12 protein-coding genes, 18 tRNA genes and 2 rRNA genes are annotated in these 15,229 nt (G+C 42.6%); all 32 read left to right on the top strand.

Features of this window, described 5'->3' with window-relative positions; translation table 11 throughout:
* Positions 1–13: 13 nt before the first annotated feature.
* The 32 genes from SM121_RS02125 to purC all read left to right on the top strand — a co-directional run bounded on the left by SM121_RS02125 (position 14) and on the right by purC (position 15,038).
* Positions 14–2,913, top strand: a 23S ribosomal RNA gene (locus SM121_RS02125).
* Positions 2,914–2,992: 79 nt separating this feature from the next.
* Positions 2,993–3,108 (top strand): 5S ribosomal RNA (gene rrf / locus SM121_RS02120).
* 133 nt (positions 3,109–3,241) lie between these two features.
* Positions 3,242–3,314, top strand: a tRNA-Val gene (locus SM121_RS02115).
* A gap of 2 nt (positions 3,315–3,316) precedes the next feature.
* Positions 3,317–3,389 (top strand) — tRNA-Asp (locus SM121_RS02110).
* Positions 3,390–3,413: 24 nt separating this feature from the next.
* A tRNA-Lys gene (locus SM121_RS02105) sits at positions 3,414–3,486 on the top strand.
* Between the two features lie 6 nt (positions 3,487–3,492).
* A tRNA-Leu gene (locus SM121_RS02100) sits at positions 3,493–3,574 on the top strand.
* A gap of 17 nt (positions 3,575–3,591) precedes the next feature.
* Positions 3,592–3,664 (top strand) — tRNA-Thr (locus SM121_RS02095).
* 23 nt (positions 3,665–3,687) lie between these two features.
* Positions 3,688–3,759 (top strand) — tRNA-Gly (locus SM121_RS02090).
* Positions 3,760–3,766: 7 nt separating this feature from the next.
* Positions 3,767–3,852 (top strand) — tRNA-Leu (locus SM121_RS02085).
* A gap of 19 nt (positions 3,853–3,871) precedes the next feature.
* Positions 3,872–3,945 (top strand) — tRNA-Arg (locus SM121_RS02080).
* 36 nt (positions 3,946–3,981) lie between these two features.
* A tRNA-Arg gene (locus tag SM121_RS02075) sits at positions 3,982–4,055 on the top strand.
* Positions 4,056–4,074: 19 nt separating this feature from the next.
* Positions 4,075–4,148, top strand: a tRNA-Pro gene (locus SM121_RS02070).
* A gap of 6 nt (positions 4,149–4,154) precedes the next feature.
* A tRNA-Met gene (locus SM121_RS02065) sits at positions 4,155–4,228 on the top strand.
* Positions 4,229–4,244: 16 nt separating this feature from the next.
* Positions 4,245–4,318 (top strand) — tRNA-Ile (locus SM121_RS02060).
* A 10-nt stretch (positions 4,319–4,328) separates the two neighbouring features.
* Positions 4,329–4,418: transfer RNA gene (locus tag SM121_RS02055), tRNA-Ser, on the top strand.
* A gap of 9 nt (positions 4,419–4,427) precedes the next feature.
* A tRNA-Met gene (locus SM121_RS02050) sits at positions 4,428–4,501 on the top strand.
* 3 nt (positions 4,502–4,504) lie between these two features.
* A tRNA-Phe gene (locus SM121_RS02045) sits at positions 4,505–4,577 on the top strand.
* Between the two features lie 16 nt (positions 4,578–4,593).
* Positions 4,594–4,664, top strand: a tRNA-Gly gene (locus tag SM121_RS02040).
* A 33-nt stretch (positions 4,665–4,697) separates the two neighbouring features.
* Positions 4,698–4,771, top strand: a tRNA-Ile gene (locus SM121_RS02035).
* A gap of 4 nt (positions 4,772–4,775) precedes the next feature.
* Positions 4,776–4,863, top strand: a tRNA-Ser gene (locus tag SM121_RS02030).
* Between the two features lie 62 nt (positions 4,864–4,925).
* Positions 4,926–5,744 (top strand): rod shape-determining protein MreC, encoded by an 819-nt coding sequence (gene mreC / locus SM121_RS02025; RefSeq protein WP_320911048.1) that lies wholly within the window; start codon positions 4,926–4,928, stop codon positions 5,742–5,744.
* A 1-nt stretch (position 5,745) separates the two neighbouring features.
* Positions 5,746–6,246: a rod shape-determining protein MreD gene (mreD, locus tag SM121_RS02020; protein ID WP_320911047.1), complete on the top strand. Its 501-nt coding sequence runs from the start codon at positions 5,746–5,748 to the stop codon at positions 6,244–6,246.
* 93 nt (positions 6,247–6,339) lie between these two features.
* Complete coding sequence (gene pcsB / locus SM121_RS02015) at positions 6,340–7,569, top strand: peptidoglycan hydrolase PcsB (protein WP_320911046.1); 1,230 nt, start codon at positions 6,340–6,342, stop codon at positions 7,567–7,569.
* Between the two features lie 258 nt (positions 7,570–7,827).
* Entirely contained in the window at positions 7,828–8,802 is a 975-nt protein-coding gene (locus tag SM121_RS02010; RefSeq protein WP_118398225.1) for a ribose-phosphate diphosphokinase, read from the top strand.
* Positions 8,803–8,850: 48 nt separating this feature from the next.
* The gene (locus SM121_RS02005; protein ID WP_173018938.1) at positions 8,851–8,991 is read left to right on the top strand and encodes a hypothetical protein; all 141 of its coding nucleotides are present in this window, start codon (positions 8,851–8,853) and stop codon (positions 8,989–8,991) included.
* A 256-nt stretch (positions 8,992–9,247) separates the two neighbouring features.
* Positions 9,248–9,895, top strand: a complete 648-nt coding sequence (locus tag SM121_RS02000; protein WP_320911045.1) for an LPKTxAVK-anchored surface protein — start codon at positions 9,248–9,250, stop codon at positions 9,893–9,895.
* 89 nt (positions 9,896–9,984) lie between these two features.
* Positions 9,985–10,836, top strand: coding sequence for a class B sortase, LPKTxAVK-specific (gene srtB, locus SM121_RS01995; protein ID WP_155127698.1), 852 nt, complete (start codon positions 9,985–9,987; stop codon positions 10,834–10,836).
* A gap of 155 nt (positions 10,837–10,991) precedes the next feature.
* Positions 10,992–12,173, top strand: a complete 1,182-nt coding sequence (locus SM121_RS01990) for a pyridoxal phosphate-dependent aminotransferase (protein ID WP_320911044.1) — start codon at positions 10,992–10,994, stop codon at positions 12,171–12,173.
* Positions 12,157–12,936 carry a DNA repair protein RecO gene (gene recO, locus SM121_RS01985; RefSeq protein WP_003013867.1) on the top strand — a complete coding sequence of 260 codons (780 nt, stop codon included), beginning with the start codon at positions 12,157–12,159 and terminating at the stop codon, positions 12,934–12,936. The genes SM121_RS01990 and recO overlap by 17 nt, the downstream gene beginning before the upstream one ends.
* A complete protein-coding gene (gene plsX, locus SM121_RS01980) occupies positions 12,933–13,928 on the top strand; it encodes a phosphate acyltransferase PlsX (RefSeq protein ID WP_003013977.1) in 996 nt (331 codons plus the stop codon). Before recO ends, plsX begins: the two co-directional genes overlap by 4 nt.
* Before the next feature lie 3 nt (positions 13,929–13,931).
* Positions 13,932–14,180: a phosphopantetheine-binding protein gene (locus SM121_RS01975; RefSeq protein ID WP_003013975.1), complete on the top strand. Its 249-nt coding sequence runs from the start codon at positions 13,932–13,934 to the stop codon at positions 14,178–14,180.
* 150 nt (positions 14,181–14,330) lie between these two features.
* The gene (gene purC / locus SM121_RS01970; RefSeq protein ID WP_003013934.1) at positions 14,331–15,038 is read left to right on the top strand and encodes a phosphoribosylaminoimidazolesuccinocarboxamide synthase; all 708 of its coding nucleotides are present in this window, start codon (positions 14,331–14,333) and stop codon (positions 15,036–15,038) included.
* Positions 15,039–15,229: the final 191 nt, after the last annotated feature.

Raw genomic sequence — 15,229 nt, 5'->3', positions numbered from 1 at the left:
AGACCAAAAATAAGGTTAAGTTAATAAGGGCGCACGGTGGATGCCTTGGCACTAGAAGCCGAAGAAGGACGTGACAAACGACGAAATGCTTTGGGGAGCTGTAAGTAAGCGACGATCCAGAGATGTCCGAATGGGGGAACCCACTAGCTAATGGCTAGTACTCCTATCTGTTAAGGATAGGTAGAGGAAGACGCAGTGAACTGAAACATCTAAGTAGCTGCAGGAAGAGAAAGCAAAAGCGATTGCCTGAGTAGCGGCGAGCGAAACGGCAGGAGGGCAAACCGAAGAGTTTACTCTTCGGGGTTGTAGGACTGCAATGTGGACTTAAAGATTATAGAAGAATGACATGGGAAGGTCAGCCAAAGAGAGTAAGAGCCTCGTATTCGAAATAGTCTTTATACCTAGCAGTATCCTGAGTACGGCGGGACACGAGAAATCCCGTCGGAATCTGGGAGGACCATCTCCCAACCCTAAATACTCTCTAGTGACCGATAGTGAACCAGTACCGTGAGGGAAAGGTGAAAAGCACCCCGGGAGGGGAGTGAAATAGAACCTGAAACCGTGTGCCTACAACAAGTTCGAGCCCGTTAATGGGTGAGAGCGTGCCTTTTGTAGAATGAACCGGCGAGTTACGATATGATGCGAGGTTAAGTTGAAGAGACGGAGCCGTAGGGAAACCGAGTCTGAATAGGGCGCAATAGTATTATGTCGTAGACCCGAAACCATGTGACCTACCCATGAGCAGGTTGAAGGTGAGGTAAAACTCACTGGAGGACCGAACCAGGGCACGTTGAAAAGTGCTTGGATGACTTGTGGGTAGCGGAGAAATTCCAAACGAACTTGGAGATAGCTGGTTCTCTCCGAAATAGCTTTAGGGCTAGCGTCGACATTAAGATTCTTGGAGGTAGAGCACTGTTTGGGTGAGGGGTCCATCCCGGATTACCAATCTCAGATAAACTCCGAATGCCAATGAATTATGGTCGGCAGTCAGACTGCGAGTGCTAAGATCCGTAGTCGAAAGGGAAACAGCCCAGACCACCAGCTAAGGTCCCAAAATAATTGTTAAGTGGAAAAGGATGTGGGGTTGCACAGACAACTAGGATGTTAGCTTAGAAGCAGCTATTCATTCAAAGAGTGCGTAATAGCTCACTAGTCGAGTGACCCTGCGCCGAAAATGTACCGGGGCTAAAACAATTTACCGAAGCTGTGGATACCTTTATAGGTATGGTAGGAGAGCGTTCTATGTGTGGCGAAGGTGTACCGTGAGGAGCGCTGGAACGCATAGAAGTGAGAATGCCGGTATGAGTAGCGAAAGACAGGTGAGAATCCTGTCCACCGTAAGACTAAGGTTTCCAGGGGAAGGCTCGTCCGCCCTGGGTTAGTCGGGACCTAAGGAGAGACCGAAAGGTGTATCCGATGGACAACAGGTTGATATTCCTGTACTAGAGTATGTAGTGAAGGAGGGACGCAGTAGGCTAACTAAAGCGTGCGACTGGAAGTGCACGTCTAAGCAGTGAGGTGTGAATTGAGTTAAATGCTTAATTCTATAACATTGAGCTGTGATGGGGAGCGAAGTTTAGTAGCGAAGTTAGTGACGTCACACTGCCAAGAAAAGCTTCTAGCGTTAATCATACTCTACCCGTACCGCAAACCGACACAGGTAGTCGAGGCGAGTAGCCTCAGGTGAGCGAGAGAACTCTCGTTAAGGAACTCGGCAAAATGACCCCGTAACTTCGGGAGAAGGGGTGCTGGCTTTCAGTCAGCCGCAGTGAATAGGCCCAAGCAACTGTTTATCAAAAACACAGCTCTCTGCTAAATCGTAAGATGATGTATAGGGGGTGACGCCTGCCCGGTGCTGGAAGGTTAAGAGGAGTGCTTAGCGTAAGCGAAGGTATGAATTGAAGCCCCAGTAAACGGCGGCCGTAACTATAACGGTCCTAAGGTAGCGAAATTCCTTGTCGGGTAAGTTCCGACCCGCACGAAAGGCGTAATGATTTGGGCACTGTCTCAACGAGAGACTCGGTGAAATTTTAGTACCTGTGAAGATGCAGGTTACCCGCGACAGGACGGAAAGACCCCATGGAGCTTTACTGCAGTTTGATATTGAGTGTCTGTACCACATGTACAGGATAGGTAGGAGCCATTGATATCGGGACGCCAGTTTCGATGGAGGCGTTGTTGGGATACTACCCTTGTGTTATGGCCACTCTAACCCGGTAGGTTTATCATCTACGGAGACAGTGTCTGACGGGCAGTTTGACTGGGGCGGTCGCCTCCTAAAAGGTAACGGAGGCGCCCAAAGGTTCCCTCAGAATGGTTGGAAATCATTCGCAGAGTGTAAAGGTATAAGGGAGCTTGACTGCGAGAGCTACAACTCGAGCAGGGACGAAAGTCGGGCTTAGTGATCCGGTGGTTCCGTATGGAAGGGCCATCGCTCAACGGATAAAAGCTACCCTGGGGATAACAGGCTTATCTCCCCCAAGAGTTCACATCGACGGGGAGGTTTGGCACCTCGATGTCGGCTCGTCGCATCCTGGGGCTGTAGTCGGTCCCAAGGGTTGGGCTGTTCGCCCATTAAAGCGGCACGCGAGCTGGGTTCAGAACGTCGTGAGACAGTTCGGTCCCTATCCGTCGCGGGCGTAGGAAATTTGAGAGGATCTGCTCCTAGTACGAGAGGACCAGAGTGGACTTACCGCTGGTGTACCAGTTGTCTCGCCAGAGGCATCGCTGGGTAGCTATGTAGGGAAGGGATAAACGCTGAAAGCATCTAAGTGTGAAACCCACCTCAAGATGAGATTTCCCATGATTTTATATCAGTAAGAGCCCTGAGAGAAGATCAGGTAGATAGGTTAGGAGTGGAAGTTGTGTGAGCAATGGAGCGGACTAATACTAATAGCTCGAGGACTTATCCAAAGAGTCAGAAGATATTGACAACGAAAGGTTAACTTGTTAGAATATAGATGTTCAATTTTGAATGTTTAATCATTCAGAGTTAAGTGACGATAGCCTAGGAGATACACCTGTACCCATGCCGAACACAGCAGTTAAGCCCTAGAACGCCGGAAGTAGTTGGGGGTTGCCCCCTGTGAGATAAGGTAGTCGCTTAGCAAGAGATTGAGCCTAGTAGATACTAGGCTCATTTGGGAGTTTAGCTTAGTTGGAATGGAGAGGGAATCGAGATTCCAATCGGCGGAAAAGAGAAACGAAGTTTCTGACCGTTGGCTGAGTTAAACGACCATAAGGGAGTTTAGCTCAGCTGGGAGAGCATCTGCCTTACAAGCAGAGGGTCAGCGGTTCGATCCCGTTAACTCCCATAGGTCCCGTAGTGTAGCGGTTATCACGTCGCCCTGTCACGGCGAAGATCGCGGGTTCGATTCCCGTCGGGACCGTTAAGATAATGAAAATTATTTTAAGACTCGTTAGCTCAGTTGGTAGAGCAATTGACTTTTAATCAATGGGTCACTGGTTCGAGCCCAGTACGGGTCATATTTTGCGGGTTTGGCGGAATTGGCAGACGCACCAGATTTAGGATCTGGCGCTTTACGGCGTGGGGGTTCAAGTCCCTTAACCCGCATAATAGAATAATAATGAGCCGGCTTAGCTCAGTTGGTAGAGCATCTGATTTGTAATCAGAGGGTCGCGTGTTCAAGTCATGTAGCCGGCATTTTTTTATATAAAGAAAGCAATGCGAACGTAGTTCAGTGGTAGAACACCACCTTGCCAAGGTGGGGGTCGCGGGTTCGAATCCCGTCGTTCGCTTGAGGAGGCCGGGGTGGCGGAACTGGCAGACGCACAGGACTTAAAATCCTGCGATTGGTAACGATCGTACCGGTTCGATTCCGGTCCTCGGCATAGACAAAGGTTGAAAGAAGCACCCTTAGCTCAACTGGATAGAGTACCTGACTACGAATCAGGCGGTTAGAGGTTCGACTCCTCTAGGGTGCATGGTCGGAAGGCTATGTAATAATTGAATAGGAACGAGCACCCTTAGCTCAACTGGATAGAGTACCTGACTACGAATCAGGCGGTTAGAGGTTCGACTCCTCTAGGGTGCATAAAGCGGTAGCTTTAGATCGGGAAGTAGCTCAGCTTGGTAGAGTACTTGGTTTGGGACCAAGGTGTCGCAGGTTCGAATCCTGTCTTCCCGATATTATGGCGGTGTAGCTCAGCTGGCTAGAGCGTCCGGTTCATACCCGGGAGGTCGGGGGTTCGATCCCCTTCGCCGCTATATTGTTGATCTTGTTGGACCTTTAGCTCAGCTGGTTAGAGCTCTCGGCTCATAACCGAGTGGTCGTAGGTTCAAGTCCTACAAGGTCCATTGTTATCTTGGAGGATTACCCAAGTCCGGCTGAAGGGAACGGTCTTGAAAACCGTCAGGCGTGTAAAAGCGTGCGTGGGTTCGAATCCCACATCCTCCTTAATATTAACGCGGGATGGAGCAGCTCGGTAGCTCGTCGGGCTCATAACCCGAAGGTCGTAGGTTCAAATCCTGCTCCCGCAATTTGGCTCGGTAGCTCAGTTGGTAGAGCAATGGATTGAAGCTCCATGTGTCGGCGGTTCGATTCCGTCTCGCGCCATTTCTTTTAATAATAAGCGGGTGTAGTTTAGTGGTAAAACTACAGCCTTCCAAGCTGTTGTCGCGAGTTCGATTCTCGTCACCCGCTTTGAACATAAGTTCATTACCAAGTTTTTAACTTGGGCGCGTAGCTCAGGTGGTTAGAGCGCACGCCTGATAAGCGTGAGGTCGGTGGTTCGAGTCCACTCGTGCCCATTTTGGAGAATTACTCAAGAGGCTGAAGAGGACGGTTTGCTAAATCGTTAGGTCGGGTAACTGGCGCGGGGGTTCGAATCCCCCATTCTCCGTATAATTTCGAAGTTTGAGATGTCGTCTCAAACTATTTTTTATATTTTTGAAGGTTTCGTCTATGTTCTTGAATCGTTTCTTTAAAATTTTTAGTTTTGTGTTTGTTTTAACTGTTTCAGGAATTTTATTTCTTTTTCCATCTGTTAGAACTTCGATTGTTTTAAAATCTTCTGATCTATTATCTATAGTTGATAAGGCCGTATCGGTACCATTTGTTGTTGTGGAATCTAAGGCAAAGGATTTAAAGAATTTATCTGAATTAAATGATGAAAACCGTTCGTTAAAATCACGTCTTTATCAAAAGGATATTGACCAGTCAAAGCTTAGCCGTTTAGAATCAGAAAATAGAGAATTAAGGGATTTGATGTCAATCAAGAATTCTGTATCGGGTTCTAAACAAGTCGTTAGTGAGATTATAGACCGTAATTATGGTTCGTGGAATCAGGAATTTGTTATTGATAAAGGTGGTTCTGATGGAATTTCTGATTCTATGTTTGTTCTTTCATCTGGTGGCGTCATTGGTGTGGTAGAAAGTATAGAGAAAAATTCTAGTAAAGTGAAATTATTAGTCGAAGATACTATTTTTTCACAACACCTGACGTTTAAAATTGAGAGTCAAGGACAATCTATTTTTGCTTTATTATATGGTTATGATGAGAAGACAGGTGAGTTTCGGTTGTTGCAAATTGGAGATCCAGTTGAAATTAAAAAAGGATCACTCGTTTCAACAAGTGGCTTAGGGAAATATAAGAGTAGTGATTTACCTCTTGGTACTGTGACTTCTACTCAAAAGGCATCTGATCAATTGGGGCAAGAAATTCGTGTGAAACCAAAGGCTAATTTAGATGTCAATCGTTATGTACTATTGATCGGAGAGTAGTGTGAAAGTCATACGTAAGTACTATTTTTTACCTTTAATCTTATTCTTATCTTTATTTTTTGACGGGCAGATCTCTTTTCTTGTTTCTCGTTTTAGTTCAAACTCCTTTGAACCCACTTCGTTTTTATTTCTATATGGTTTTATGTTATTAAGTCTCTATTTCTCTGAGATAGCTTGTATTTGGTGGGGAATCCTTTTTGGTTTTTGTTTTGATGTGTATTTTTTACACACTTTAGGAATTGCCTTCCTTGTATTTCCTTTACTACAGGTGATTTTTTATCGGTGTAATCAGATTATTTTGGTCAATCGCTTGACTCGTTTTTTTACATTTTTATTAACGATTCTATTATTTCAGATTTTAACCAATCTTCTTTTGATTCTTTTTATCGGTATAAAATTCAACTGGATTACACTAATTATTTACCAAATTGTCCCAAGTTTAATTTTGAATATGCTTCTCTTAATAGTATTACAGCCGTTACTTGAAAAGATTTATTTATAAACTCGCAATAAAAATGTAACAATAGCGTAATATAAAATTTAAAAAAATTTGTTATACTAGTTAGTGTCTTATTAGAAAGGGAAAATTTATCTAATGAAGAAAAAATTATTTGCCACAATCTTATTGAGTACAGTTGCTTTATCACAAGGTGCTGTCGTAGCTGGTGTATCAGCTGACTCAACAGATGATAAGATTGCTGCTCAAGATAACAAAATCAATAGTATTAATCAACAACAACAAAGTGCACAAGCTCAGGTAGATCAAATTCAAGGTCAAGTATCTGAAATTAAAAAACAACAAGAAAATCTTCAAGCTGAAAATGATCGTTTAAATGAAGAATCTGAACGATTGTCAGCTGAGATCGATGAGTTGTCAAAAAATATTGTTGCTCGTCAAGAATCACTTGCAAATCAAGCGCGTAGTGCTCAAACAACTGGAACTGCAACAAGCTATATTAATGCGATTGTTAGCTCTGGATCTTTGACAGAAGCTATCTCACGTATTTCTGCTATGAATGAAATTGCAGATGCTAACAACAAAATGTTGCAAGAGCAAAAACGTGATAAAGAAGATATTGCACAAAAACAAAAAGAAAACAACGACGCTATCAATACTGTTATTGCAAACAAACAGCAATTAGAAGATGATGCGCAAGCTTTGTCAACAAAAGAAGCTGAGTTGAAAGTAGCACAATTAAACTTGGCTGCCGAAAAATCAACTGCTGAAAACGAAAAGAATGCTTTGTTGCAACAAAAAGCTGAAGCTGAAAAAGCAGCAGCAGCAGCGGCAGCAGCTGAAGCAGCTTATCGTGCAAAACAAAAAGAACAACAAGCAGCTGTAAAGGCTTCTGCGAATACAACTCTTCAAGCACAAGTTCAGGTAGCAGCTCAAACACCAGCGGCTGCACAAACTCAAGCAGCAGCTCAACCTGCTGTTCAAACACAAGCAGCGGCTGCACCAGTAGCAACTACTTCTCGTCCAACTTATAGTTCATCTGCATCATCTTATCCAGTTGGTGAATGTACATGGGGTGCGAAGATATTGGCTCCATGGGCAGGTGATTACTGGGGTAATGGTGGACAATGGGCGGCAAGTGCAGCAGCAGCAGGATTCCGTACAGGATCTCAACCACAAGTTGGTGCCATTGCATGTTGGAATGATGGTGGATATGGACACGTAGCAGTTGTTACAGCCGTTCAATCTACAACAAGCATCCAAGTCTCTGAGTCTAACTATAATGGTATCCGTAGTATTGGTAACTACCGTGGTTGGTTTAACCCAACAACAGCCCAAGGTACTGTTACTTATATCTATCCAAACTAAGATTATACTGAAGCAGAACATTTGTTCTGCTTCTTTTTATGTGACTTTCAGTCCGTCTCGCTCCGTTAGGTGCGAGACAAAAAAACTACCCGCTATGCGGGTGCGTATCGAAGGTTATTTGAGAGAATTTAGGTAGGGATAGATTTTGTAATTTCCATAAATTAATATTTGAATATTTGCTTAAAAAGCGATAAAATGATTACAGGAGAAATTTGTGCTGACTGTACAATATGGTTTTAGATTTTACTGGAGGAAATCATGTCATTTTCTGATTTAATGCTCTTTGCTTTGTCGTCAAATCAAGAATTGGCTCAACGTGTGTCTCGCGAAATGGGATTACCGCTTGGAAAGTCAACGGTTCGTCAATTTTCTGATGGAGAAATTCAGGTTAATATTGAAGAATCAATCCGTGGGAAAGATGTTTATATTTTACAATCTACTAGCTCACCGGTTAACGATAATCTGATGGAAATTTTGATTATGGTAGATGCCTTGAAACGGGCGAGTGCGCAATCCATTAATGTGGTGATGCCGTATTACGGCTATGCTCGTCAAGACCGGAAAGCTCGGGCTCGTGAACCAATCACGTCTAAGTTAGTAGCCAATATGCTTGAGGTTGCTGGAGTTGATCGTCTGTTGACAATTGATTTGCACGCTGCTCAAATTCAAGGTTTCTTTGATATTCCTGTTGACCACTTGATGGGTGCGCCTCTGATCGCTGACTATTTTGAACGTCGCGGGATGATTGGAAAAGACTATGTTGTTGTCAGTCCAGACCATGGTGGTGTGACTCGTGCTCGGAAATTAGCTGAATTTTTGAAGACTCCGATTGCGATTATTGATAAACGCCGGAGTGTCGATAAGATGAATACGAGTGAAGTCATGAATATCATTGGAAATGTTGAAGGCAAGACTTGTATCTTGATTGATGATATGATTGATACAGCTGGTACAATCTGTCATGCGGCGGATGCCCTTGCTGAAGCAGGAGCTGTAGAGGTTTATGCAAGCTGTACGCACCCAGTTTTATCAGGCCCAGCGATGGACAATATTCAAAAATCAGCCATTAAGAAGTTGGTGGTATTGGATACGATTTATCTACCGGAAGATCGCTTGATTGACAAAATTGAGCAAATTTCGATTGCGAAACTCCTGGCTGAGGCTATTGTTCGCATTCATGAAAATCGTCCTCTTTCTCCTCTGTTTGAAATCGGAAATGCCAAAAAATGTTAACAATAAGGAGGCTGAGAAACAGCCTCTTTTGTGTAGGGGGAAATACAAATGGAAATCAGAAAATGGTGGCAAAATCTAAAAAAAGAAAAGAAACGGGAAAAACTGGTTCAAGCAGCTAAAAAACTAGAAGCAAAGGCGGATCCTCGTTTGCCCAAGAAACAATTGCCTAAAAATGGAGTAGTAAAATAAAGTAATAGAAAAATGATGATTCAAAATAAATAAGATGACTTGCAATGACTAGTCATTAAGTTAAATAAGGATGCCTCTAACAATCATTCTAGAGTTAAAAATATAACTAAACCGTGATTTTAGATACTAAATTTTAAAAAACTTAAAAAATTTTTTAAAAAAAAACAGAAAAACTCTTGACAGAGGCAGAATATCCTAGTATACTTATCATAGTTACGAAGTAACGAATATTTTAAATTATAAAAGGGGTAAAACAATGAAAAAAGTTTTATTATCATCAGTAGCAGCTCTTGCAGTATTTGCAGCAGCAGCTCCAGCATTCGCCGCAGATAAGGTTGAAAAAAACACACAACCTAATGGAACAATTGCAGGTCTTACAGCTGATCCTTCAGCTACACCAGCTGCAACAGCTCCAGCATCTGCAGCTACAGAAAAACACCCAGGTGCTACTAAAGTAGATCCTAAAGTTGGTAAAGGTGAACTTATCGAGAAAAAAGGTGACGTTTCATCTGTAGAATATGATGGTGCAAAAAATGCAGATACTTCTAAAGAGTTGACTATGATTCCAGGTGCTGAATGGTTCACTCAAGGTCTTGACCTTTGGAACGGTAGCCAACATGTTACATTGAAAACTAAAGCTGGTGTTCAAACTGTTGAAGTTACAAACCCACATGATGGAACTAAATGGTTGGTAGACGTTAAGGTTGAAGCTGGTGCTGATACTCCTAGCGGATTCTACGCAACTGCAGTAAGTGGTTCATTGCGTCCTGCATCTGCAGATGCTAAAGCAGCAGCTAAAGCAGCTGAAGAAAAAGCAGCAGCAGCTAAAGCTGGTAAAGATGGTATGGCTTCATCTGCAAAAGCTGGTGAAAAATCACTTCCAAAAACTAGCGCAGTTAAATAATTTCTAATTAATTAGCTCATAAAAATATCACTGAGTCCTTGGGCTCAGTGTTATTTTTTAGAAAAAATCATTTTGAGGAGATCAATTGAATGAAAAGAGCTGTAGAAAAAAAATCAAATAAATTAGGTGTCATAATTGCTGCCCTTGTGGCAGTCGTTGTGGTCGTAGTTGGCTTCCTATTCTTCAATCCATTTGGTGGAAAGGCCTCTCATACAGCTAAGAAGGCTGGAACTTCTGGAAGTAGTTCTTCTACACAAGCTGTGAAATATGAACCTAGTCAAGAAGAAAAAGATTATTTAAAGAATCGTTTTGCTCAGTTAACTGCTGTTAACCCTGAGGCGATTGCTTATGTCTACGCACCGGGGACTGAGTTGGATGAGCCTGTTGTTCAAACTGGAGATAACGCAACTTACTTGGACAAGACTTTTGATGGTGGAAATGAACCATACATGGGTACTGTCTTTATGGATACGGATAATAAGAAAGATTTTAGTGATCGTTTGACTTGGCTGTTTGGTCATGCTCGTGGTAGTAAGGTTGGTGATCATCGTATGTTTAACGATGTCAACTACTATGACAAGCAAGAATACTTTGATCAACATCCGTATGTTGTCATTGAGACGCCTGAGCGCAAGTATTATTATGAAGCGATGTGCTTGGTGATTGTCCCTGAAACAACTGCTTTCTATCGTACTAGCTTTGAAGACGACAAAGACTTTACGACTCAGTTGAAGAAGGTCTATGAAGATGGTCAAACCAAGAACCCGAATATTAAGATCAAGGCATCTGATAAATACTTGGTCTTGTCAACTTGTCGTGAAGAGGATGAAACCATTCGTTCTAACCTCTACCTTCGTCAAATTCCTGATTCAGAAATGAAGGATTTTGTGGCGAAACATGCTGATCAATTGACATATGTGGCAACACGTGGTCAACAATAATGTCTTGAAAGACTTAGCATTGCTAAGTCTTTTTTGTATGGAAGGATTGTTGCAATGTCCTTTGATGTTGAGCAAAAGATGGGGATCTGGCTTGTTCTTTTGCGATGGGGTCCTATTTATAGTATAATGAATATAAGTGTTTTTGGAGGTGTTCTATGGATTTAACGAAACGTTTTAATAAAAATCTGAATCGGATTGAAGTTTCTTTGATTCGTCAGTTCGATCAATCAATTTCTTCCATTCCTGGTGTCTTGCGTTTGACGTTGGGGGAACCGGATTTTACAACTCCTGAACATGTAAAAGACGCAGGAAAGGCTGCCATTGATGCGAATTTTAGCCATTACACTGGGATGAGTGGTTTGCTGGCTTTGCGTGAGGCTGCGAGTCAGTTTGTGGCTGATAAGTATGGTATTCACTATCGTCCTGAGGATGAGATATTGGTGACGATCGGTGCGACTGAAGCCCTGTCTGCAACCTTGACAGCGATCTTGGAACCTGGAGATGTAGTGCTGCTCCCAGCGCCAGCTTATCCTGGTTATGAACCCATTGTGAATTTGGTTGGGGCTGAGATTGTCGAAATTGATACGACAGCAGATCGTTTTGTCTTGACTCCTGAAAAGTTGGGAAAGGCGATTCTAGAGCAGGGTGAAAAATTGAAGGCTGTTATTCTCAATTATCCAGCTAATCCAACGGGAGTTACTTATTCACGCGAACAGATGGCGGAATTGGCTGCTGTCTTAAAAAAATATGAAGTCTTTGTGATTTGTGATGAAGTCTATTCAGAGTTAACTTATACTGGAGAAGCGCATGTCTCTATGGCATCCTTCATTCCTGAACAGACCATTGTTATTAATGGCTTATCTAAGTCTCATGCCATGACAGGCTGGCGGCTTGGCTTTATCTTTGCGCCTGCTGCATTGACAGCCCAACTCATCAAGAGTCATCAGTATTTGGTAACAGCTGCTGGAACCATGAACCAGTATGCTGCGATCGAAGCTTTGACGGAAGGTCGGGATGATGCGGAGCCAATGAAGAAGGAATATGTGAAGCGTCGGGATTATATTATCGAAAAGATGTCTGCGCTTGGGTTTGAGATGATTAAGCCTGATGGTGCCTTTTATATTTTTGCTAAAATCCCAGCTGGTTATAATCAGGATTCCTTTGCTTTCTTGCAGGATTTTGCGCGTGAAAAAGCGGTTGCTTTCATTCCTGGTGCTGCTTTTGGTCAATATGGTGAAGGCTATGTGCGTTTGTCGTATGCAGCCAGCATGGAGGTTATCAAGGAAGCTATGAAACGCTTGAAGGAGTATATGGAAGAACATGCTGGAGTCAATTGAGACCCGGGGAATTGTCCTGTATAATCGGGAGTTTCGTGAGGATGACAAGCTGGTCAAAATCTTCACGGAGAAGTCAGGAAAGCGGATGTTTTTTGTCAAACATGCGGGAAAATCACGGTTGAATCCCATGTTACAACCTTTAGTAACGGCAGATATGTTGTTGAAAATCAATGATGATGGCTTGAGTTATATTGATGATTTTCAAGAAGTGCAGGTTTATAAGAAAATCAATGCAGATCTTTTTGCCCTTTCTTATGCGACCTATGTTCTGGCGCTTGCGGATGCAAGTATTCAGGATAATCAGGTGGATCCAGCCCTGTTTGCTTTTTTGGAAAAGACCTTGTCTTTGATGGAAGAGGGACTGGATTATGAGGTTTTGACCAATATTTTTGAGATTCAGATTCTATCTCGGTTTGGAGTTATCTTGAATCTGCATGAATGTTGTTTCTGTCATCGGGTTGGACTTCCTTTTGATTATTCTTTTCGGTATAGTGGGGTCCTATGTCCGGATCACTATGATCGGGATGAGAGACGTGCCCACTGGCATCCAAATGTTCTCTATTTATTGGATCAGTTCCAAGCAGTGCGATTCAGTGAGTTAGAGACGATTTCCCTACAAGCGGAGATGAAAGCAGCTCTGCGTCAGGCAATTGATCAGTTGTATGAGGAGTATGTAGGGATCCATTTAAAAGCTAAAAAGTTTATCGATTCCTTGAGTGATTGGGGAGCGATTATGAAAGATTCATCTGGAGGTGAAACATGAAAAAAATTGCAGTAGATGCAATGGGGGGCGATAATGCACCTCAAGCCATGGTAGAAGGCGTGAATCAAGCCATTCGTGATTTTGATGATATTGAGATTGTTTTGTATGGTGATGAGGCAAAAATCAAAGACTATTTAACCGCAACAGAACGTGTATCGATTGTACATACGGAAGAAAAAATAGATTCAGATGATGAGCCAACGCGGGCCATTCGTCGGAAAAAACAGGCTTCTATGGTCTTAGCTGCCAAGGATGTGAAGGCTGGTGAGGTCGATGCCATGCTATCTGCGGGAAATACAGGTGCGCTATTGGCGGCTGGTTTCTTTATCGTTGGCCGCATCAAAGGGGTGGAACGCCCTGGCTTGATGTCGACACTTCCAACGGTTGATGGTCGTGGCTATGATATGCTAGACTTGGGTGCCAATGCGGAAAATACACCAGAGCACTTGCATCAGTATGCTGTGATGGGATCCTATTATGCTGAAAATGTTCGTGGGATTCAAAAACCACGCGTGGGTCTATTGAACAATGGGACAGAAGCTAGTAAGGGAGATCCTTTGCGCAAGGAAACTTACCAATTGTTATCTGAGGATGAGTCGATTCATTTTGTTGGAAACGTGGAAGCGCGTGACTTGATGGATGGCGTTGCTGATGTTGTTGTGGCGGATGGGTTCACGGGAAATGCTGTATTGAAAACCATGGAAGGAACAGCTTTTGGGATCTTGAAGCAGCTGAAACAAGCAATTGCTACTGGAAACTGGAAGGCAAAATTGGGGGCTTTTCTGCTCAAGGACCGTTTGAAATCATTGAAGCAAACCTTAGATTTCTCAGATGTTGGAGGAGCGGTCTTGTTTGGCCTTCAAGCACCTGTTGTTAAAACGCATGGTTCGAGTGATGCAAAAGCAGTCTATAGCACGATTCGTCAGATTCGGACCATGTTAGAGACAGATGTTGTTGGAAAATCAGTGAAGGAATTGTCGAAGGAAGGGTAATGTATGAGTAAACAAAACGAAATTTTAGCTACAATTGAGAAATTTCTTAAAGACCGCAAGGGACCAGATTTTCAAGTATCTTCGGAATCTGACTTACGTAAGGATTTGCAGGCGGATTCTGTTGAATTGATGGAATTTATTATCAATCTTGAGGATGAATACCAAATTGAGATTCCAGACAAGGCTATTGATGACTTTAACACAGTAGGGGATGTTGCCGACTATATCGAGAAACGAACTACTGGTCACTAATGAAAAAGGGATCGTTCAGAGATTATTCTGGATGGTCTTTTTTTCTGTCCTTTTTATTCGGAATCTGCTTATATTGTACGGATTTTTATTGAAAATACACTATTTATGTGATAGAATGAAGGTGATAAAATACGAAAGGCGAACAAAATCATGACCAATCAACTGATTTATACTGGAAAAGCTAAGGATATCTATACTACTGAGGACGAACATGTGATTAAGTCGGTCTATAAGGACCAGGCAACCATGCTAAATGGGGCTCGTAAGGAGACTATTAAAGGAAAAGGTGTGCTAAATAATCAGATTTCGTCTCTTATTTTTGAAAAATTGAATGCTGCGGGTGTAGCAACGCACTTTATCGAACGTATTTCTGACACAGAACAACTCAACAAGAAAGTAAAAATTATTCCTTTGGAAGTTGTTCTTCGTAATGTGACTGCGGGTTCTTTCTCAAAACGGTTTGGCGTGGAAGAAGGTTTGAACTTGGAAACTCCAATCGTTGAATTTTACTACAAGAACGATGAGTTGGATGATCCATTCATCAATGATGAGCATGTAAAGTTCTTGGATATTGCCAATGATGAACAAATTGCCTATATCAAGGAAGAAACACGTCGCATCAATGAATTGTTGAAAGATTGGTTTGCACAAATTGGTCTTCGCTTGATTGACTTCAAATTGGAATTTGGTTTTGATAAGGATGGCAAGATTATCTTGGCAGATGAATTTTCTCCAGATAATTGCCGCCTTTGGGATGCTGAAGGTCACCATATGGATAAGGATGTTTTCCGTAGAGATTTGGGCAGTTTAACGGATGTATATCAGGTTGTGTTGGAGAAATTACAGGGCTTGAAGTAATTTTTTTGAAACGGGAAACCTTCGTCTTTCAAGTAAAAGGATTCAGGCTGAAAAGGTCTACTAGACCTTTTCACTCCGTCGTGATCTTGGCAGCTTGACAGATGTTTATGAAGTTGTATTGGAAAAATTGCAAGGTTTGAAGTAATCTTTTTGAAACGGAAAACCTTCGTTTTCGATAACATGTTTGAATA

It is taken from the genome of Streptococcus sp. S1 (assembly GCF_034137685.1).
Lineage (GTDB): Bacteria > Bacillota > Bacilli > Lactobacillales > Streptococcaceae > Streptococcus > Streptococcus dentalis.
The sequence above is the reverse complement of the archived record's forward strand: the minus strand, read 5'-3'. Positions and strand labels throughout refer to the sequence as shown.